We start from the raw sequence: 18,643 nt of genomic DNA on the forward strand, positions 1-18,643 counted from the left end.
GTTTTTATCATTGAGGATGCCCATGAGTGAATCTGTTGTTAAAAACGGTTTGGTCGACGCCGAAAAACGAACGTGGCTGATTGCTTCCAGCGCAGTGGGCGCGCTTGGCACAGCTGCCGTTGTGGCGCCTTTTGTGGCGTCGTTTCAACCCTCGGAGCGAGCCAAGGCCGCTGGCGCAGCGGTAGAGGCTGATATTTCAGCCTTGAAACCGGGCGAAAAAATGACGGTGGAATGGCGTGGCAAGCCGGTCTGGATTGTGCGTCGCACACCCGAGATGCTGGCTGCGTTGCCCAAACTGGACGATCAACTGGTTGATCCTGCATCCACCCGCAAGCCCGATGAGCAGGCGCCTGCGTATGCACGTAACGCCACCCGTTCGATCAAACCCGAATACCTGGTGACCATTGGTATCTGCACCCATCTGGGCTGCTCTCCGTCGGACAAGTTTCAGGCAGGTCCACAAGCTTCTTTGCCGGATGACTGGCAGGGTGGGTTTTTGTGCCCATGCCATGGCTCAACCTTTGACTTGGCGGGTCGGGTGTTCAAGAACAAACCGGCACCCGACAATCTTGAAATTCCTCCCCACATGTACCTGTCAGACAGCAAGTTGCTGATCGGTGACGACAAGAAAGCCTGAGGATCATTGACATGGCAGATTTCCACGAAATTTCCCCGAACGCGCCTTTGTCCGCCAAGGCGCTGAACTGGGTGGACAACCGGTTTCCCTTGTCCAAGCTCTTCAAAGAGCACATGAGTGAGTACTACGCGCCGAAGAACTTCAACGTCTGGTACATCTTTGGTTCCCTGTCGCTGCTGGTGTTGGTGATTCAGATCGTCACCGGCATTTTCCTGGTGATGCACTACAAGCCGGACGCTGCGCTGGCGTTTGCTTCGGTGGAATACATCATGCGTGATGTGCCCTGGGGCTGGCTGATCCGTTACATGCACTCTACCGGTGCTTCGGCCTTCTTCCTGATGGTCTATTTGCACATGTTCCGTGGTTTGCTGTACGGCAGTTACCGCAAACCGCGTGAATTGGTCTGGCTGTTCGGCTGCGGTATTTTCCTGGCGCTGATGGCCGAAGCTTTCATGGGCTACCTGTTGCCCTGGGGCCAGATGAGCTACTGGGGTGCGCAGGTGATCGTGAACCTGTTCTCTGCCATTCCTTTCGTCGGACCGGATCTGGCGCTGCTGATCCGTGGTGATTTTGTGGTGGGTGATGCCACGCTGAACCGCTTCTTCAGTTTCCACGTGATTGCAGTGCCCCTGGTGTTGCTGGGCCTGGTTGTGGCGCACATCATCGCGCTGCATGAAGTCGGCTCGAACAACCCCGATGGTGTGGAAATCAAGGCCAACAAAGACGAAAACGGTATCCCGCGCGATGGCATCCCGTTTCATCCGTACTACACGGTGCATGACATCTTTGGTGTCAGTGTGTTCCTGTTTGTGTTCTCGGCCATCATTTTCTTTGCGCCTGAAATGGGTGGGTACTTCCTGGAGTACAACAATTTCATCCCGGCCAATCCTTATGTGACACCGGCTCACATTGCGCCAGTCTGGTACTTCACACCGTTTTACTCGATGCTGCGTGCCGTGACATCCGAGTTGATGTACGTGCTGATGGCGGTGACCGTGCTGGCCGCCGTGTTGGCTGTGGTCAAGGTCAAGATGCCGACCCTGTTCAAGGGCGTGATTGCGGTGGGTGCCGTGGTGATCGTGGCCTTGATGCTGTTGATCGAAGCCAAGTTCTGGGGTGTGGTCGCCATGGGTGGTGGTGTGGTGATCCTGTTCTTCCTGCCCTGGCTGGACAACAGCCAAGTCAAGTCCATCCGTTATCGTCCCACTTGGCACAAGTACCTGTATGCCGTGTTTGTGATCGACTTCCTGGTGCTGGGCTACCTGGGTATCCAGCCGCCGTCTGACATCGCTAACCGTGTGTCACAAGCCGGTACGCTGTTTTATTTTGGTTTCTTCTTGTTGATGCCTTGGTGGAGCCGCATGGGAGCCTTTAAGCCGGTGCCGAGTCGCGTTGTTTACAAGCCTCACTGACCCGGAGAATTTTCACAATGAAAACGAGTTTCATCAAAAAAGTCGCCCTGGGTTTGTCTCTGGTGTCGGGTCTGTCTATGTCGGTGTTTGCCAATACGGCGGGACCGGCCTGGGACAAAGCGCCAGGCAATATATCCGATAAGACCTCTTTGCAGAACGGTGCCAAGACCTTTGTGGCGTATTGCCTGAACTGCCACGGCGCTGAATACGTGCGCTACAACCGCTTGCAGGACCTCGGCTTTACCCTGGATCAGATCAAGAGTGAACTGGTGCTGACCGATGCCAAGGTGGGTGACACCATGAAGTCGGTGATCTCCATGAAAGAAGGCAAGGCCTGGTTTGGCAACAACCCGCCTGACCTGAGTGTGATCGCCCGTTCACGCGCTGGTGCCAACGGCACAGGTGCTGACTACCTCTACACCTACCTACGTGGTTTTTACCGTGATGGCGCCAGCCAGACCGGGTGGAACAACTTGGTGTTCCCCAATGTAGGCATGCCTCATGTCCTGTGGGAGCTGCAGGGTGACCGCAAGGCCGTATTCGAGGAAGTTGAAGAGCATGGGCAGAAAACCCATGTATTCAAGGGCTTCGAACAGGTCACGCCAGGCACATTGACCACGGAGCAGTACGATCAGACGGTGGGTGACCTCGTCAACTACCTGCAGTGGATGGGTGAACCTGTGCAATCCACCCGCAAGACGCTGGGCATCTGGGTCTTGATCTTCCTGGCTGGGTTGACGGTGGTCACCTGGCGTTTGAACAAGTCTTTCTGGAAAGACATCAAGTAGCCCGTCCACATTTGCCAGGTCGCTTATCCAGGCGACCTTGACGGTTCAGAGTGGGGCTGCTTTTTGCACCCCGCTCTTTTTATTTTTTAGGAGCCTTCACCATGATGGTGCTTTATTCAGGAACAACCTGCCCTTACTCTCACCGTTGCCGTTTTGTCCTGTTTGAAAAAGGCATGGATTTTGAGATCCGTGACGTTGATCTCTACAACAAGCCCGAAGACATCAGTGTCATGAACCCCTACGGGCAAGTGCCGATTCTGGTCGAACGTGACCTGATCCTGTACGAGTCCAACATCATCAATGAATACATTGACGAGCGTTTTCCACATCCACAGCTGATGCCGGGCGATCCGGTTGACCGTGCCCGGGTTCGGCTGTTCCTGCTGAACTTCGAAAAAGAGTTGTTCACCCATGTGTCAACGCTGGAGTCGCGCACTGCCAAGGCCAACGAAAAGGCCCTGGAAAAGGCGCGCGCCCACATCCGTGATCGACTGACCCAACTGGCCCCGGTGTTCCTGAAGAACAAGTTCATGCTGGGTGATGGTTTCTCCATGCTCGACGTGGCCATTGCGCCCCTGTTGTGGCGCCTGGACTACTACGGCATTGAGCTGAGCAAGAACGCGGCACCTTTGCTGAAATATGCGGAGCGCATTTTTTCGCGTCCCGCCTACATCGAGGCATTGACACCATCTGAAAAAGTGATGCGCAAATAGGTAGCCGATGAGCGAGAAGAACGAAACCGAGTCCACCTCGACCCGTCCCTATCTGATCCGTGCCATCCACGAATGGTGTTGTGACAACGGCTACACGCCACACATCACCGTTTCTGTGGATCACTCGGTGCAGGTGCCACTGGAGTACGTCAAGGACGGTGAAATTGTGCTCAACGTGGGTTTGACAGCCACCACGGGTTTGCAGCTTGGCAACGACTACATCGTGTTCAAGGCCCGCTTTTCTGGCGTGGCCAGGGACATCATGGTGCCGGTGGATCAGGTGATCGCCATTTTTGCGCGCGAAAACGGCCAAGGCATGGCCTTCCCGCAAATCAGCCGTCCTGAGCCAAGCCCAGAGCCTGAGGCGCCCAAGCCGACCAGCAGCCCACGCCCCACGCTCAAACGTATCAAATAGCCAGCGGAGCGGGTCGCCTGCTCGTGTAAACTATGCCCCGTGCCGATTTAGCTCAGTTGGTAGAGCAACCGCCTTGTAAGCGGTAGGTCATCAGTTCGAATCCGATAATCGGCACCACCAAACACCTCTAAAAACCTCCAAGTAGCGATACCTGGGGGTTTTTTTTGATGCGTGCATCAGCTGTTTGCCGCTCAAACCGGGCCGGTAGTCTCAAAGCCGGTGCCCGAATGTATGGCGCAGGCCCACAAGATTACTCGTTGGAACTGGGTGACGTGTTGAAAAAATGTTCGGTCTGCGGCACCACCGTCAGACGCAGAGACTGCCACAAGAACCGTTATGGTGAATACATCTGCAGGCCGTGCCAGGCCAATGGGATGCGCTTCACACCGCGACGCCAGCTGATCCACGGTGGCAAAAAGTGGCTGATCCGCTTTGTGGCGCTGGTGCTGATGACTGGGTTTTTTGTGGTGTTGTTCTGGTGGCTGGGCCAGCTGCTCGCGCCATCCTCGTCTTTGGATGTCTTGGATCAGTTGCGCTGATCTGCCAGCGTGCCAAAATCGCCACCTTTGGCTGCCGGGAACGGGTTAAGGTTGGCGGCTCACCTTGAGCCGGATCGACGTCACTTCCAAACCGGTGGCTCGCAGCTTTTCTTCGAACGTGGGCAACAGTTGGCGCAATTTGGCAGCGGTTGTGTTGTTGGACAACATCAGGCACCAGGCACCGTCCTCGAACGGCCCACTTTTGACAAATGGGCGCAGAGGTGCCGGGATCAGCATCTCGATGGCCCGCAGGCGAGACAGCGATGCCTTCTGTTGGGCCATCAATTTGGCCAAACCCGGGTTGTTTTCGCTGGCCTGAAGCAGGGTAAATTGATGTTGGCTGCGAACGTTCATGCGCTTGGATGGAGTAACAGATGCAATTGATCATCACGGATGCCCGACTGGCCAAGTCACGGGTTGTCAACTTGACGGGAGGGCGACTGGTCGCGGTGGTGGCAGCCATCGTGATCGGCTTGATGTTAACCACCCTGGGGGTTTACCACTGGGTGATCATCAAGGGCGCGCGTGAGGGCTGGCCGGTGGTGAGCTCCCTGGTCAAGCTCGTGACCAAAGATGATTTTGCCCAGCGAGACCGCTTCCTGCGTGAAAACCTGGACCTCATGGCGCGTCAACTCGGTGAAATGCAGGCCAAACTGCAGCAGCTGGAGTCGCTGGGTGAACGTGTCTCGGGCCTGGCCGGTTTGCCGGTGCCCGCTACCAAAGCGGTCACAGGTTCGGGTGGGCCCCTGGTGGCGCCACGCGCGTTGAGTATGGAAGAGGTGCAATCCGCCATGGTCGGTTTTGAGGAATTGGCCACCCAGCGCAGCAGCGCCTTGACGGCGCTGGAGTCGCAGCTGTTTGACCTCAAGATGAAACGCATGATGACCCCCACCCAGAAGCCGGTGACGGTGAGTGACATGGGTTCCGGTTTTGGCTGGCGGCTTGACCCTTTCAGTGGGCGCTCTGCCCTACACACCGGGCAGGACTATTCGGCGCCGGTGGGTACACCGATTCTTGCCGCAGCAGGCGGGGTGGTGGTGACACAGGAGTACCACCCGGAGTACGGCAACATGGTGGAAATTGACCATGGCGGTGGTTTGATCACGCGTTATGCCCATGCTTCCAGGACATGGGTCAAAAAAGGGGACCTGATCAAACGCGGGCAGAAAATTGCGGAGGTGGGCACCAGTGGTCGCTCCACCGGCGCCCATCTGCACTTTGAGGTGTGGGTGCAAGGGGTGGTGCAAGACCCACAAAAGTTCCTGGCTGTCCACCCGCAAGCACCCGCAACCACGGTGGCTGCCGCGGGCCAGGCAGCGGCCCGACCAGCCGCTGTGGCGGCAAGCGCCTCCCCCAAATGAGGGTTTAGGGTGGGCCCTTGTCAGGCAGCTAAAATTGCCCACCTTGTTGTCAAAATTTGCCGTTCATCGAGCTTGTGACAGCGTTGCTTAGCCCCATTTCAGTTAGATCGTAATAAAGGACTGCGTGTCTGTTTGCCGTGATTGGTGGACAAGTTGCGCACCGCATTCATGGCCACCAATTTCCTCACCAAAATTTTCGGCAGTCGCAATGACCGCCTGCTCAAGAAATACCGCCACACGGTCAGCAAGATCAATGCGCTGGAAGCCGGCTACGAGCAACTCACCGATGAGGCTTTGCGCGCCAAGACCGAGGAATTCAAACAACGCATCAGCCAGGGCGAGTCACTCGACAGCCTGTTGCCCGAAGCCTTTGCCGTGGTGCGTGAGGGCTCCAAACGTGTCATGAAGATGCGCCACTTTGATGTGCAGTTACTCGGCGGCATGTCCTTGCACGAAGGCAAGATTTCCGAAATGGGCACCGGCGAGGGCAAGACCCTGACCGCCACGCTGCCGGTGTACCTCAATGCCTTGACTGGCAACGGTGTCCACGTGGTCACCGTCAATGACTACCTGGCCAACCGTGACGCCCAATGGATGGGGCGGCTCTACAACTTCCTGGGCCTGAGTGTGGGCATCAACCTGCCCAACATGCAGCGCCCGGACAAACAGGCCGCTTACCGCGCCGACATCACCTACGGCACCAACAACGAATACGGTTTTGACTACCTGCGCGACAACATGGTGTACGAAGCGGCCGACCGCGTGCAGCGCGGGCTGAACTACGCCATCGTCGACGAAGTGGACTCGATCCTGATCGACGAAGCGCGTACCCCACTGATCATCAGCGGCCAGTCTGAAGACCAGACCAACCTGTACCAGGCCATCAAACGCATCGTGCCGCAGCTCGAGAAGCAGGAAGGTGAAGCCGACCCGCGCACCGGCGAGGGCATCACCAAACCAGGTGACTTCACCCTCGACGAAAAAAGCCGCCAGGTGTTCCTGACCGAGCGTGGCCACGAAAACGCCGAACGCATCCTGTTCGAGCTGGGCATGTTGCCCGAAGGCGCCAGCCTCTACGACCCGGCCAACATCACCCTGATGCATCACCTGTACGCCGCACTGCGCGCGCAGCACCTGTACTTCCGCGACCAGCACTACGTGGTGCAGGGTGGTGAGGTGGTCATCGTGGACGAGTTCACCGGCCGCCTGATGACCGGCCGGCGCTGGAGCGAAGGCCTGCACCAGGCCGTCGAAGCCAAGGAAGGTGTGGCGATCCAGCCGGAAAACCAGACCATGGCCTCGATCACCTTCCAGAACTACTTCCGTCTCTACAGCAAGCTGGCGGGTATGACCGGCACGGCCGACACCGAAGCCTACGAGTTCCAGGAAATCTACGGCCTGGAAACCGTGGTGATGCCCCCCAATAAACCCAGCCGCCGCGATGACCAGCTGGATCGCGTCTACAAAACCACCGAGGAAAAATACAACGCCGCCATCAAGGACATCCGCGAGTGTTACGAGCGTGGCCAGCCTGTGCTGGTGGGCACCACCTCGATCGAGAACTCCGAGCTGATCTCCAACCTGCTGGACAAGGAAAAACTGCCGCACCAGGTGCTCAACGCCAAACAGCATGCGCGCGAGGCCGACATCGTGGCGCAGGCCGGTCGGCCCAAGATGATCACCATCGCCACCAACATGGCCGGTCGCGGGACCGACATCGTGCTGGGGGGCAATGTCAGCAAAACCATCGAAGCGATTGAGGCCGACGAGACCCTGGATGCCGCTCAAAAGCAGCAACAGATCCAGGCCATCCGCGACCAGTGGACCAAAGACCACGAGCTGGTCACCCAACTCGGTGGCCTGCGCATCATCGCCACCGAACGCCACGAGTCACGCCGCATCGACAACCAGCTGCGTGGTCGTTCTGGCCGCCAGGGTGACCCGGGCTCCTCACGCTTTTACCTGAGCCTGGACGACGCGTTGATGCGCATCTTTGCCGGTGACCGCGTCAAGGCCATCATGGACCGCCTCAAGATGCCCGAGGGTGAGGCGATTGAAGCCAGTATGGTTACCCGCAGCATCGAAAGCGCCCAGCGCAAGGTTGAAGCCCGCAACTTCGACATGCGCAAACAGTTGCTCGAGTACGACGACGTCGCCAACGACCAGCGTAAGGTGATCTACCAGCAGCGCAATGAAATTCTCGATGCTTCTGACCTGTCGGCCCAGATCCAGGGCCTGCGTGAAGGCTGTTTTGAAGACATCGTGCGCCAGTTTGTGCCCGCCGAGTCAGTGGAAGAACAATGGGACTTGGCGGCACTCGAAAAAGCTTTGCAAGACGAATGGCAAATCAGCCTGCCGCTGCGAGATCAGGTCAACGCCGCCAGCGCCATCACCGACCACGACTTGGTCGACACCGTCAAGGCCCACGTCAACCAGCTGTTCGCTGCCAAGGTTGAATTGGTGGGTAACGAGAACTTCACCCAGTTCGAACGCATGGTGCTGTTGCAAACCATCGACAGCAACTGGCGCGACCACCTGAGTTCACTCGACTACCTGCGCCAGGGCATCCACCTGCGTGGTTACGCCCAGAAGCAGCCTAAGCAGGAGTACAAGCGCGAAGCCTTTGAGCTGTTTGGCCAGATGCTCGACTCGGTCAAGAACGAAGTCACCAAAATGTTGATGACGGTGCGTGTGCAGTCGCAAGAAGAAGCCGCACAAGCCGCCGCCGCCATGGAAGACCGGGCCGAGCGTGTCAGCAACGTCACCTACAGCGCCCCTTCTGAGACCGGCGAGGTCGAAACCACGGTCGACGCTGCCACCGTGGCGCAAGAGGTGCCACGTGTCGGTCGTAACGACCCCTGCCCCTGCGGCAGTGGCAAAAAATACAAGCAGTGCCACGGCAAGCTGAGCTGATCGCTACTCACTGCATGAAAATCGGGCCCAGCGCCCGATTTTGTTTATCTGGCCCCCCGAAAGTGTTTTTGACGTTTTGAAAGACCACCATGCCCGTCAACCTGCCCGCCCCGAATCCCGCTGAACTTTTCCCCATCGCCGGTGTGACCATCGGCATCACCGAGGCCGGTATCCGCAAAGCCAACCGCAAGGACTTGACGGTTGTGCAAATCGACGCGGGTGCCTCGGTCTCGGGCGTGTTCACCCAAAACCGCTTCTGCGCCGCACCGGTGCAGATCTGCCGCGAACACCTGGCCGGTAGCCAGGGCATCCGCGCCATGGTCATCAACACCGGCAACGCCAATGCGGGCACCGGTGCCGACGGCCTGGCCCGCGCCCAACAAAGCTGCGCCGCACTGGCAAGCCGTCTGGGCATCAGCGCGCAGCAGGTGCTACCGTTTTCCACCGGGGTGATCATGGAAACCCTGCCGGTGGATCGCATCGAAGCCGGTCTGGACGCCGCCATCGCAGACGCTAAGGCTGACAACTGGCTCAACGCCGCGCAAGCCATCATGACCACCGACACCGCCCCCAAGGCCTTTGGCGCGCAGGTGAGCATTGACGGCGTGACGGTCAGCATCACCGGCATCAGCAAGGGTGCGGGCATGATCCGCCCGAACATGGCCACCATGCTGGGTTTTATGGCCACCGACGCCAATGTCGCCCCTGCCGTGATGAAACAACTGGCGCTGGAGCTGGCCGAAGGCTCGTTCAACCGCGTCACCGTCGACGGCGACACCTCCACCAACGACTCCTTTGTGGTGATCGCCACCAACAAGGCAGCGCATACACAGATCGACTCACTGACCAGCCCGGCCGGCCAGGCGCTGAAAGCTGTCATGCTCGGTGTGGCACAAAAACTGGCGCAAGCCATTGTGCGAGATGGGGAGGGTGCTACTAAATTTATATCAATCAAGGTTGAAGGTGGTTTGACCCAGGCCGAGTGCCGCCAGGTGGCCTACGCCATTGCGCACTCGCCACTGGTCAAAACCGCGTTTTTTGCCAGCGACCCGAACCTGGGCCGTATCCTGGCCGCCGTGGGTTACTCCGGCATCACCGACCTGGACCAGACCGGCATCGACCTGTACCTCGACGACGTGCATGTGGCCGTCAAAGGCGGGCGCAACCCGGCCTACCGCGAAGAAGACGGCCAGCGTGTCATGAAACAAAGCGAGATCACCGTGCGTGTGCTGCTGGGCCGCGGCAGCGCGGTCGACACCGTCTGGACCTGTGACCTGAGCCACGAGTACGTCACCATCAACGCCGACTACCGCTCATGAGTGACCGTTTTGACCAGCTGCTGGCCCGTGCCGAGCAGCTGATGGCCCGCATCGAGGCGGTGCTGCCCCAACCCCTGGCGCAGCCGGACTGGGCCGCCTCCAGCGCCTTTCGTTACCGTAAACGCAGCGCCGGGCGCAGCAGCCTGGAGCCGGTGCGCCACATTGGCGCCATGAAACTGGCCGACCTCAAAGCCATCGAGCCGCAAAAGGAAAAAATCCAGCGCAACACCTGGCAGTTTGTGCGGGGTGACCTGGCCAACAACGTGTTACTCACCGGCGCCCGTGGCACTGGCAAGTCCAGCCTGATCCGCGCCTGCCTCAACGAATACGCCCACCTGGGCCTGCGCCTCATTGAGGTTGACAAGGCTGACCTGGTGGACCTGCCCGACATCGTTGAGCTGGTGTCAGACCGGCCCGAAAAATTCATCGTGTTTTGTGACGACCTGAGTTTTGAAGACGGTGAACCCGGCTACAAGGCGCTCAAGTCAATTCTGGACGGCTCGGTGGCCGCCACCACGCCCAATGTGCTGATCTACGCCACCAGCAACCGCCGCCACCTGCTGCCCGAACACATGAAGGACAACCTCACCTACACCCACGCCCCAGACGGCGAGGTGCATCCGGGTGAGGTGGTCGAAGAAAAAATCTCACTCTCCGAGCGTTTTGGCCTGTGGGTCAGCTTCTACTCCTTCAATCAGGATGAGTACCTGGCCATCGTGGCGCAGTGGCTCACCTCCTTTGGCGTGGCCACCAGCGTGATCGAAGCCGCCCGGCCCGAGGCCCTGGTCTGGGCGCTGGAGCGCGGCGCCCGCAGCGGCCGTGTCGCTTACCAGTTTGCCCGCGACCTGGCTGGTCGCCAGTCGGCTGCGCCCGGTGCCGCCCAGCCATGAGCCAGCCACACAAGCCATTGGTGGCCGATGGACACGAGGCGCGAGAAGGTGGCCCGGATCGCAAGGTGGTTGATGTGGCCGTGGGGGTGCTGATCCAGCCCAACGGCGACTTTTTGCTGACCTCCCGCCCAGAGGGCAAGGTCTACGCCGGTTACTGGGAATTCCCCGGTGGCAAGCTCGAAGCCGGTGAAACCGTGGAGCAAGCCCTGGCACGTGAGTTACACGAAGAACTGGGCATCACCACCGGCCAGATCGTGCGCTGGCGCGAGGAGCTGGTGGACTACCCGCACGCCCTGGTGCGCCTGCATTTTTGCAAGGTGCTGGACTGGTCGGGTGAGTTACAAATGCGCGAGGCGCAAAGTTTTGCCTGGCAGCAGATTCCGGTGAAAGTGGGCCCGGTCTTGCCCGGCACGATTCCCGTATTGCAATGGCTGGCCGCCGACATTGGTTGGACGGGTGCTCTGCATTAAAGAGCTACCAGCCCTTGATGTATAAGGGCTAGAGGCTGATTTGGCTTAAGAAAGGCTGGTAAAACCGTTTTGCCGCCAAGCCTCAAACACCGTCACCGCCACCGCGTTCGATAAATTCAGGCTGCGCTGGCCTGGCACCATCGGCAGCTTGATCGATGTGCTGGGGGTAAAGGCCAAGCGCACGGCTTCGCTCAAACCTTTGGTTTCCGAGCCAAACACCAGATAGTCCCCGGGCTGGAAGGCCACCTCAAACACATTGCGGCTGGCGCGGGTGGTCAGCGCAAATAGGCGCTCAGGCGGCGGGTTTTGGGTGGCCAGAAACGCGGCCCAGTCGGCGTGGCGCTTGAGCGTGGCGTACTCGTGGTAATCCAGCCCGGCGCGGCGCATGTGTTTGTCGTCCATCGAAAACCCCAGCGGCTCCACCAGGTGCAGCGTGCATCCAGTGTTGGCCGCCAGGCGGATGACGTTGCCGGTGTTCGGCGGGATTTCGGGTTCGACCAGGACAATGTGAAACATGGGGTGGATTGTCGCTGGGGATTGGCCTTGCTTGGCCTCATGTCGCCTATGTTCTGGGTGGCAGCGGGTGGGCCATTGGGGCGCACCTCAGACGCGCTTCGCTTTGCGACATCGGTGCACCCCAATGGCCCACCCGCTGCGGGGAGCTTCAGTTTGTCGGCGAACATTTGACATGCGAGGACTGGTGATCGGTGTGTCAAAGGTACTGTTCAATCTCTGACTTCTTTCGAATGTTCAGAGAAGCGCCACCGTTTACACCGGCGCTTTGAACTAAGTCCCGTTCTATGAGAGATTTCAGTGATGATTCAAAGGTCAGAACACCTTTGCAAAAGTGATTTTTCAGCGTTTCTACTGAAATGATCTTCTTTCCCCAGAACCTTCGTCTCTGAAGCGTCGAGAGAATTTGTCTCGCGCCTACGTCGATATCTATCTTCCTGCTGAATCCGACGATTGATGTGTCAAGGCTTTCAAGGATGTTCTGATAGCTCTCAATGCCAAAGTAGTGACTGTGGGTTTGTCGAACAGTTGCCACTTCTGAAGATCCCACCAATACGACTTCGTAACCAGATTCAACAGGGAACATCCTTTCGTACTCGATATAGCTTTCAACTGCGTCATTTGGGTTGCGGCTAACGATGTCCCAGCTAACAAAGGCGCCAGCATTCCAGTCGAAGACAAGAATCCAGTTGTTCAGGCCAGCCGGATTGCGGCCTTCCTTTTCTGTGAGTGTACGGATGATGTCTTCGTTAACAAAGCTGTCAAATACCTTGTGGCGATCAGATCGCTGAATGATCTGCTCACAAGGAACGCGTAACTCATCAACTCGGAGGCGCATGTCAATCGAAGGTTCTCTACCGGCTTCGATTTCGAAAAAAACATCGGAAAGATTTTTGAAGTAGCGGATGACTTGCGGATCACCTTCACTTTCTTTGAGGTGGTATCCGTAGATGACAGAGGTTCGTTCGATGCTCTCGGACCAATAGTGTTGAATGCGACTACGAATTTGAAGTTCTAAATTAACGCCGCCTCGTTTCAAAAGAATGTGCAAGGCTCTGTAGCCGGTGTCATCTCTGCCGAGTTCTCGGTAGTCTGTGAATCGATCAATCGTGAAGACGTTTTGCGCTCCGACCTTTTCTTTAAGGTACTTGTGAAGGCGATCTACGTCCGCATTCTTCTGGACGATAACTCGACATCCTCCAATGTCTTGTAGCTGGGTTAGCCTAACGCTGAGGCGGTTCAGCTTTCGCACGATTTGGGGCTTTCTTTTCAGCCTTTGAGCGATGTAGTACGGTGCTCCATAGTGCGTAAGCAGGCTCTGAAGTTCTAGAGTTGTCTCGGACAAAGGCTGCAGATGAGCCTTTCTGTACTCATCGAACACTTCCTCAAGCTCGATGAACTCGCCTTCATCTCTGTACTTGGCCTTGGCAAGCGCCAACCCCGCCTTGTCGATTTTTGTTTTGGATGGAAGTGGCATGGTGGTGTGACTGATGGTTAACGCGAGTTCCAGAGTAAGACTCGCTCTATAAATTGGCCTCTGCGCCACAAATTGGACACAAAAGCTTCCTGAAAATGATCGGCAGCCTTGTTTGATGCTGATTCATGGTGTTTCGATACATCATTAAAAGAACGACAAGTACCGCAGACTAAGTCGGATGGATCTAGCCCTCTAGCTTTCCCAGCTCGCTACGAGAGCCAGCCATCGACCATTGGATAGCAAGGTGGGTAAGACGAAGTTGCGCCATATCAAACGATGTAATCCACCCTGTGGCGCTACGGATACACCCGCCCATCCTTGTGAGAGAAGACCCAAGCACCATTTTCCGAACGGGCCACAAGATCGTCGTCGGGATAGCTCACTTCGTCACCGGGTGTCCGGTCGCCAACCTCCAGGTAGACCGCATCCGCCGTGGATTCGTTGCGCAGTTGGTGGGCGTTGCCTGTGCCCGCTTTGAATCCGGCGCACATGCCTGCGCTGAGTTCTGTGCGTCCTTCATCGGTGAGCAGCACCAGGCAACCTGACACCACATACACAAACTCATCCTGCTTGGTGTGGGCATGCCGTAGCGCCGAGATGGTGCCGGGTGGCAGCGTGGTGATGTTCACGCCAAAGTTGCTCAGGCCAAACAGGTCACCCAGCGGGCGTTTCACGCGGCCAGTGACCATGGAGCGAAACGGTTCCGGGTAGTTGGAGGGTTTGGTGCGTGGTGCGGTCTCGAGTGCCACAAGAGCAAGTGGGTGGTTTTGCATGGTGGGCCTGTGGGAGGGTTGGTGTGAGGGGTTTGTGAGGTGTTGTTTGGCTCAGGCGTGTGCGACCCAGCCGCGAAATGCCAGGCTTTGGTAAAAGGTGCTGATGTCAGAAAAACCGGCCTGTTTCATGAGCGCCTCGTCCTGGTCCGGTGTCAGGATTGGTAACTGCTGGCTGATCGCCGCCGCTGCCGTCTTGGCCTGCTCAGGATCAACACCAGAAGAGACGGCAAACGCCGCACATCTGGACAACCACAGGTCACGCTCGCCCGGTCTGTCAGGAATGCTGTAGTGCATGGCAACAAACACCGCGCCTGGTTTCAACCGAGCATGGATTTCACACAGTGTGCGGTAACGCTCCGCTTCGGTGGTGAAGTGCAGTGTCAAGAGGCAAGACGCGGCATCAAACGGCCCTTTGGGTGCGACTTCAACATAACCCTGGTGCAACTGAACGCGCGAAGCCAGTGGCCCGAGCGCCGTCTTGGCCAGGCCCAACATGTCGGCGGAGGGGTCCACACCATCCAACGCCCAACCCGGAAACGACTCGGCAAAGGCGGTGAGTTCCAAACCACCACCCGCTCCCACGACCAACACGCGTCCATCGGCGGGTGTGCTCTCGGCCATCAGCAGGCCGGCCATGCGATGGACGTCACGCAGGCCGGGAACACGCCGCAGTGCGTTTTGTGCGTAGTCGGAAATGGCCTTGGGGTCTGAAAAAGAGGACATGCAGTGTTGCCTTCACTTTGAGATGGAGAGGCAACCACTTGCCCCCCTGACAGAGCCATTGTCGCCCTGGCATCACAACAGCGACAGCGCTGAAAACAGCCGGACACAAGTGACATGTGGACCTCTCACTCGGTGCGCGCCAACACCAAGCCCGTCACCTTGTCAGCCCCAGCCGCCTTGAGTACCCGCGCGGCGGTGAACAGCGAGGCGCCGGTGGTCATCACATCGTCCACCAGCACCACACGTTGGCCACGCAGGCTGTGGGCCAGCAGCGGCTCCACGGCAAAGGCGTGGTTCAGCACGGTCAGGCGTTCGCTGCGTTTGAGGGTGTGTTGTGCCGGGGTGTCCTGAATGCGCAGCAGGATGTCGGCGCGGGTTTTGGTGGGCTCCAGCGCACGGGCCAGCAGCAGGGCCTGGTTGTAACCACGCTCCTTGAGCCGGGTGGTGGATAGCGGCATCGGCAGCAGCACATCCGCCTCGTCCAGCGCGGGTTCGACCCAGGGCGCGGCGCGTAGCAGGGAGGCAAAGCTGCGCACCAGGCCCGGTTGAGCGTGGAACTTGAAATCCTGCACCAGTGTCGACCACGGGTAGGCATAAGCCACGGCGGCCAGGCAGTTGTCCAGCGGTGGCGGGTGTTTCAGGCAGGCGCCGCAGTGGCGCATACCCGCAGGCAGGGGCAGGGCGCAGCTGGTACAACGGGTGTGTGGCTGGGCAAACTGGCTCACGCAGGCCTCACACACCGGCTGCGACGGCCAGGCGTGGCAGACCCGGCACTGGCTGGGCAGCGCAGGCGGTTTGAGGCGCCGGGGCAGTGCCCCCGTGAGCAGCTTGCTGAACATTCAATCAATATACTCCCCCGACTTTCCCGTTTTGCCATGCTCAACCAACAGCCCCCCACCATTGACCCCCGCGCCGCACAACGCTGGCAAAACCTGCCTGTGGCCGAGTCGCCCTGGTTGCATGAAGAGGTGGCGCGGCGTATGCAGGAGCGGCTCGATTGGATCACGGTGCAGCCGAGCAGCTGGGTGCACTGGCAGCCGCTCAAAGGGGGGCTGCAGGCGCACAGCTTGATCACGCAGCGTTACCCCAAAGCCACCTGCACCGTGCTGGAGGGCTCCAGCGCAGCCGCTCAGCAGGCGGGCAAGGCGCTGTTGCCATCGCGCTGGAAACCCCAAGCCTGGTTACAACCCAAAACGCAGGTGGTCACGCAGGTGGATCAGCCCGCGCAGATGTTGTGGTCCAACATGGCTTTGCACATGGCGGCTGACCCGCAGGGGCTGATGGCACAGTGGCACGCCGCGTTGCAGGTCGATGGTTTTTTGATGTTTTCCTGTCTGGGGCCGGACACCCTCAAAGAGTTGCAAACCCTCTACAAAACGCTGGGCTGGCCGGCGCCCGCGCACGAGTTCACCGACATGCACGACTGGGGCGACATGCTGGTGGGCGCCGGGTTTGCCGAACCGGTGATGGACATCGAACGCATCACGCTCACCTTTGAGACGCCCGAGCGCCTGCTGCAAGAGTTGCGCGGCCTGGGCCGCAACCTGCATGTGGCCCGGTTTGCAGGGCTGCGTGGGCGCGGCTGGCACCAGCAACTGCTCAAGGCGCTGGCGCAGCAGCCCTTACAACTCACGTTTGAGGTGATCTACGGCCACGCGTTTAAACCCAAGCCACGCCTGTCGGTGGCGGCGCACAGCGAAATTTCACTCAGTGACATGCGGGCAGCGCTGGCGCGTGGCAGGCCTGCGCCGGGTATTTAAGCCGGGTGAGGTTTTCCTCCCTCTCCTTGCGGGAGAGGGCAGGGGTGAGGGGGCTTGCAGATGGTGCAAAAAACCAAACACCGCCCTCACCCTAACCCTCTCCCTGGGGGAGAGGGGACACATCCGCAGCTGATCCGCTGACGCTCTGCTGGCTATGATGGAGCCCATGAACAAACGACATGCTCTGCAAAGAATAGCTGCTGGCGCTTTAGGTATCTGGGCTGTAGCCCATTTGACCGCATGTGGCCAAAGTGGCCCGGCGTTCACCGCGATCAACATCACCGGCGCCGACTACGCCAAAGACTTTGCCCTGACCGACCACAACGGCCAGCTGCGCAGTTTGAAAGACTTTCGCGGCAAGATCGTGATGGTGTTTTTTGGTTACACCCAGTGCCCGGACGTGTGCCCGACCTCGATGGTGGAGATGGTGCGTATCAAGCAGCTGCTGGGGCCGGATGGCGACAAGCTGCAGGGCCTGTTTGTCACCGTGGACCCCGAGCGTGACCAGCCCGAGATGCTCAAAGCCTACATGGAGAACTTTGATCCGACGTTTCTGGCGCTCTACACCACACCCGAAAAAACCGCTGCCTTGGCCAAGGACTACAAGGTGTATTACAAAAAGGTGCCCGGCCCCACACCCACCAGTTACACCATCGACCACACGGCGGGCAGCTATGTGTACGACACCCAGGGCAACTTGCGCCTGTTCACACGTTACGGCACCCAGCCCGAGCTGACCGCCGCCGACATCCGCCTGCTGCTGCATCCGGCGGCTTGAGCGCTCTTGGGTTGATAGCTACCAGCCCTTGATGGATAAGGGCTAGAGGGTCAAAAGGCTTGTAATCAGCGAAACTGCCGCTGGCCGCCACTTAGTCGCTGCTTACCCCCAGCGTCTTGATCACACCACCAAACAGGGCGGTGTCCGCCTGGATGCGGTTGGCCAGACCCTCGGGGGACGAGCCCACCACCTGCCAGCCCTGCTGGAACAGTTTTTGCCGCACTTCGGGGCTGCGGCTGATCTCGCTGACCAGTTTGGACAGTTTGGCCACAACGGGTGCGGGCAGGTTTTTGGGCGCGGCCACAGCGTTCCAAATCTCCAGGTTGAAGTTGGGTACACCGGCCTCGCTCATGCTGGGGTAATCGGGCGCCAGGCTGCTGCGCCCGCTCGATGTGACACCAATCGCGCGCAACTTGCCGCCCTTGACCTGGGCGATGGCCTGGGCAGGTGGCAGCATCGAGAGCTGCAGCAGCCCGCCCACCAACCCACTGGCCACCTGCGCGTAACCCGGGAAGGGCACATGCACGACTTTCATGCCGGTGCGTGACTTGAGCAGCTCCATGCCGATGTGGCCGATGGTGCCCACACCGGGCGAGCCGTAACTCCAGCTGTCACCGGCCTGTTTGGCGGCATTGAAGAACTCGGCCGCGGTGGCGCCCGGTGCGTTCAAGGGCGCGGTCAACACCAGCGGTGACACGCCCACCAGCGACACCGGCTGCAGGTCTTTCAAGGGGTCATAAGCCAGCTTGGGGTTGAGCAGCTTGGCGGTGGTCATGTTGCCGTTGATCATCAGGCCCAGTGTGTGGTTGTCGGTGGCTTTGGCGACATAGTCGGCACCGATGTTGCCACCCGCACCGACCTTGTTTTCCACAATCACCGGCTGGCCCAGCGCCTTGGACAGCGGCTCGGCCAGCGTGCGTGCGGTCAGGTCAGGGGACGAGCCGCCCGGAAAACCAACAATGATGCGCACAGTTTTGGTCGGCCAGGCCGGGGTTGGTGCGGCATTTTGCCCACTGGCCCAGGTAGATAAAGCGCTGATAGCTACAAAAAGCAGAGTGTTGCGACGTTGGAAAGATGTCATCTGAAAGCCCCGTACAGACATGAAAAAACCCCACGTGCCAGCGTATTTGCGGCAGGTGGGGTGATTATCGGCGCGCCTCTA

General features: G+C 58.9%; 20 protein-coding genes and 1 tRNA gene. 14 read left to right on the forward strand and 7 right to left on the reverse strand.

The annotated features are described in order from the left end of the window. Positions 1 to 22: 22 nt before the first annotated feature. The 7 genes from petA to KKO72_RS03720 all read left to right on the forward strand — a co-directional run bounded on the left by petA (position 23) and on the right by KKO72_RS03720 (position 4,504). On the forward strand, positions 23 to 637 hold the full coding sequence (gene petA, locus KKO72_RS03690) for a ubiquinol-cytochrome c reductase iron-sulfur subunit (RefSeq protein ID WP_214935585.1): 615 nt from the start codon (positions 23 to 25) through the stop codon (positions 635 to 637). Positions 638 to 648: 11 nt separating this feature from the next. Beyond that, positions 649 to 2,049: a cytochrome bc complex cytochrome b subunit gene (locus tag KKO72_RS03695; protein WP_214935587.1), complete on the forward strand. Its 1,401-nt coding sequence runs from the start codon at positions 649 to 651 to the stop codon at positions 2,047 to 2,049. 32 nt (positions 2,050 to 2,081) lie between these two features. Beyond that, complete coding sequence (locus tag KKO72_RS03700; protein ID WP_371736817.1) at positions 2,082 to 2,837, forward strand: cytochrome c1; 756 nt, start codon at positions 2,082 to 2,084, stop codon at positions 2,835 to 2,837. Between the two features lie 101 nt (positions 2,838 to 2,938). Beyond that, positions 2,939 to 3,550, forward strand: a complete 612-nt coding sequence (locus KKO72_RS03705) for a glutathione S-transferase N-terminal domain-containing protein (protein WP_078364154.1) — start codon at positions 2,939 to 2,941, stop codon at positions 3,548 to 3,550. A gap of 7 nt (positions 3,551 to 3,557) precedes the next feature. Further along, a complete protein-coding gene (locus tag KKO72_RS03710; protein ID WP_214935591.1) occupies positions 3,558 to 3,965 on the forward strand; it encodes a ClpXP protease specificity-enhancing factor in 408 nt (135 codons plus the stop codon). 41 nt (positions 3,966 to 4,006) lie between these two features. Beyond that, positions 4,007 to 4,082, forward strand: a tRNA-Thr gene (locus KKO72_RS03715). A gap of 155 nt (positions 4,083 to 4,237) precedes the next feature. Next, on the forward strand, positions 4,238 to 4,504 hold the full coding sequence (locus tag KKO72_RS03720) for a hypothetical protein (RefSeq protein ID WP_143541616.1): 267 nt from the start codon (positions 4,238 to 4,240) through the stop codon (positions 4,502 to 4,504). 45 nt (positions 4,505 to 4,549) lie between these two features. On the opposite strand, the gene KKO72_RS03725 is transcribed toward KKO72_RS03720, so the two are convergent. Next, positions 4,550 to 4,858, reverse strand: coding sequence for a hypothetical protein (locus KKO72_RS03725; RefSeq protein WP_078364150.1), 309 nt, complete (start codon positions 4,856 to 4,858; stop codon positions 4,550 to 4,552). Between the two features lie 20 nt (positions 4,859 to 4,878). Here KKO72_RS03725 and KKO72_RS03730 point away from each other — a divergent pair, with 20 nt between their 5' ends. The 5 genes from KKO72_RS03730 to KKO72_RS03750 all read left to right on the forward strand — a co-directional run bounded on the left by KKO72_RS03730 (position 4,879) and on the right by KKO72_RS03750 (position 11,457). After that, positions 4,879 to 5,865 carry a M23 family metallopeptidase gene (locus KKO72_RS03730; protein ID WP_214935593.1) on the forward strand — a complete coding sequence of 329 codons (987 nt, stop codon included), beginning with the start codon at positions 4,879 to 4,881 and terminating at the stop codon, positions 5,863 to 5,865. Positions 5,866 to 6,033: 168 nt separating this feature from the next. Further along, positions 6,034 to 8,778, forward strand: a complete 2,745-nt coding sequence (gene secA, locus KKO72_RS03735) for a preprotein translocase subunit SecA (RefSeq protein ID WP_214935595.1) — start codon at positions 6,034 to 6,036, stop codon at positions 8,776 to 8,778. An 89-nt stretch (positions 8,779 to 8,867) separates the two neighbouring features. Continuing rightward, a complete protein-coding gene (argJ, locus tag KKO72_RS03740) occupies positions 8,868 to 10,097 on the forward strand; it encodes a bifunctional glutamate N-acetyltransferase/amino-acid acetyltransferase ArgJ (protein WP_214935597.1) in 1,230 nt (409 codons plus the stop codon). Beyond that, positions 10,094 to 10,987, forward strand: a complete 894-nt coding sequence (locus KKO72_RS03745) for an ATP-binding protein (RefSeq protein ID WP_214935599.1) — start codon at positions 10,094 to 10,096, stop codon at positions 10,985 to 10,987. Before argJ ends, KKO72_RS03745 begins: the two co-directional genes overlap by 4 nt. After that, the gene (locus KKO72_RS03750; protein ID WP_214935601.1) at positions 10,984 to 11,457 is read left to right on the forward strand and encodes an NUDIX domain-containing protein; all 474 of its coding nucleotides are present in this window, start codon (positions 10,984 to 10,986) and stop codon (positions 11,455 to 11,457) included. The genes KKO72_RS03745 and KKO72_RS03750 overlap by 4 nt, the downstream gene beginning before the upstream one ends. 45 nt (positions 11,458 to 11,502) lie before the next feature. Here KKO72_RS03750 and KKO72_RS03755 read toward each other — a convergent pair whose 3' ends face one another. The 5 genes from KKO72_RS03755 to KKO72_RS03775 all read right to left on the reverse strand — a co-directional run bounded on the left by KKO72_RS03755 (position 11,503) and on the right by KKO72_RS03775 (position 15,782). After that, on the reverse strand, positions 11,503 to 11,973 hold the full coding sequence (locus tag KKO72_RS03755) for a tRNA (cytidine(34)-2'-O)-methyltransferase (RefSeq protein ID WP_214935603.1): 471 nt from the start codon (positions 11,971 to 11,973) through the stop codon (positions 11,503 to 11,505). Between the two features lie 196 nt (positions 11,974 to 12,169). After that, complete coding sequence (locus KKO72_RS03760) at positions 12,170 to 13,447, reverse strand: RelA/SpoT domain-containing protein (protein ID WP_214935605.1); 1,278 nt, start codon at positions 13,445 to 13,447, stop codon at positions 12,170 to 12,172. Positions 13,448 to 13,743: 296 nt separating this feature from the next. Further along, positions 13,744 to 14,220 carry a cupin domain-containing protein gene (locus KKO72_RS03765; RefSeq protein WP_214935607.1) on the reverse strand — a complete coding sequence of 159 codons (477 nt, stop codon included), beginning with the start codon at positions 14,218 to 14,220 and terminating at the stop codon, positions 13,744 to 13,746. A 51-nt stretch (positions 14,221 to 14,271) separates the two neighbouring features. After that, complete coding sequence (locus tag KKO72_RS03770) at positions 14,272 to 14,943, reverse strand: class I SAM-dependent methyltransferase (protein WP_214935609.1); 672 nt, start codon at positions 14,941 to 14,943, stop codon at positions 14,272 to 14,274. 125 nt (positions 14,944 to 15,068) lie between these two features. After that, the gene (locus tag KKO72_RS03775) at positions 15,069 to 15,782 is read right to left on the reverse strand and encodes a ComF family protein (protein ID WP_214935611.1); all 714 of its coding nucleotides are present in this window, start codon (positions 15,780 to 15,782) and stop codon (positions 15,069 to 15,071) included. 36 nt (positions 15,783 to 15,818) lie between these two features. Between KKO72_RS03775 and KKO72_RS03780 the strand changes: the two genes are divergently transcribed. Both KKO72_RS03780 and KKO72_RS03785 read left to right on the forward strand, forming a co-directional pair. Next, the gene (locus KKO72_RS03780) at positions 15,819 to 16,703 is read left to right on the forward strand and encodes a biotin synthase (protein ID WP_214935613.1); all 885 of its coding nucleotides are present in this window, start codon (positions 15,819 to 15,821) and stop codon (positions 16,701 to 16,703) included. A gap of 166 nt (positions 16,704 to 16,869) precedes the next feature. Continuing rightward, complete coding sequence (locus tag KKO72_RS03785; protein WP_214935615.1) at positions 16,870 to 17,481, forward strand: SCO family protein; 612 nt, start codon at positions 16,870 to 16,872, stop codon at positions 17,479 to 17,481. 91 nt (positions 17,482 to 17,572) lie between these two features. On the opposite strand, the gene KKO72_RS03790 is transcribed toward KKO72_RS03785, so the two are convergent. Further along, the gene (locus KKO72_RS03790; protein ID WP_214935617.1) at positions 17,573 to 18,562 is read right to left on the reverse strand and encodes a tripartite tricarboxylate transporter substrate binding protein; all 990 of its coding nucleotides are present in this window, start codon (positions 18,560 to 18,562) and stop codon (positions 17,573 to 17,575) included. Positions 18,563 to 18,643: the final 81 nt, after the last annotated feature.

It is taken from the genome of Rhodoferax sp. U11-2br (genome assembly GCF_018619435.1).
Taxonomy (GTDB): domain Bacteria; phylum Pseudomonadota; class Gammaproteobacteria; order Burkholderiales; family Burkholderiaceae_C; genus Rhodoferax.

Coding starts and splice junctions, on each gene's coding strand:
- petA (WP_214935585.1), top strand. CDS start 23: ATGAGTGAATCTGTTGTTAAAAACGGTTTGGTCGACGCCGAAAAACGA.
- KKO72_RS03695 (WP_214935587.1), top strand. CDS start 649: ATGGCAGATTTCCACGAAATTTCCCCGAACGCGCCTTTGTCCGCCAAG.
- KKO72_RS03705 (WP_078364154.1), top strand. CDS start 2,939: ATGATGGTGCTTTATTCAGGAACAACCTGCCCTTACTCTCACCGTTGC.
- KKO72_RS03710 (WP_214935591.1), top strand. CDS start 3,558: ATGAGCGAGAAGAACGAAACCGAGTCCACCTCGACCCGTCCCTATCTG.
- KKO72_RS03725 (WP_078364150.1), bottom strand. CDS start 4,858: ATGAACGTTCGCAGCCAACATCAATTTACCCTGCTTCAGGCCAGCGAA.
- KKO72_RS03730 (WP_214935593.1), top strand. CDS start 4,879: ATGCAATTGATCATCACGGATGCCCGACTGGCCAAGTCACGGGTTGTC.
- secA (WP_214935595.1), top strand. CDS start 6,034: ATGGCCACCAATTTCCTCACCAAAATTTTCGGCAGTCGCAATGACCGC.
- argJ (WP_214935597.1), top strand. CDS start 8,868: ATGCCCGTCAACCTGCCCGCCCCGAATCCCGCTGAACTTTTCCCCATC.
- KKO72_RS03745 (WP_214935599.1), top strand. CDS start 10,094: ATGAGTGACCGTTTTGACCAGCTGCTGGCCCGTGCCGAGCAGCTGATG.
- KKO72_RS03750 (WP_214935601.1), top strand. CDS start 10,984: ATGAGCCAGCCACACAAGCCATTGGTGGCCGATGGACACGAGGCGCGA.
- KKO72_RS03755 (WP_214935603.1), bottom strand. CDS start 11,973: ATGTTTCACATTGTCCTGGTCGAACCCGAAATCCCGCCGAACACCGGC.
- KKO72_RS03760 (WP_214935605.1), bottom strand. CDS start 13,447: ATGCCACTTCCATCCAAAACAAAAATCGACAAGGCGGGGTTGGCGCTT.
- KKO72_RS03765 (WP_214935607.1), bottom strand. CDS start 14,220: ATGCAAAACCACCCACTTGCTCTTGTGGCACTCGAGACCGCACCACGC.
- KKO72_RS03770 (WP_214935609.1), bottom strand. CDS start 14,943: ATGTCCTCTTTTTCAGACCCCAAGGCCATTTCCGACTACGCACAAAAC.
- KKO72_RS03775 (WP_214935611.1), bottom strand. CDS start 15,782: ATGTTCAGCAAGCTGCTCACGGGGGCACTGCCCCGGCGCCTCAAACCG.
- KKO72_RS03780 (WP_214935613.1), top strand. CDS start 15,819: ATGCTCAACCAACAGCCCCCCACCATTGACCCCCGCGCCGCACAACGC.
- KKO72_RS03785 (WP_214935615.1), top strand. CDS start 16,870: ATGAACAAACGACATGCTCTGCAAAGAATAGCTGCTGGCGCTTTAGGT.
- KKO72_RS03790 (WP_214935617.1), bottom strand. CDS start 18,562: ATGACATCTTTCCAACGTCGCAACACTCTGCTTTTTGTAGCTATCAGC.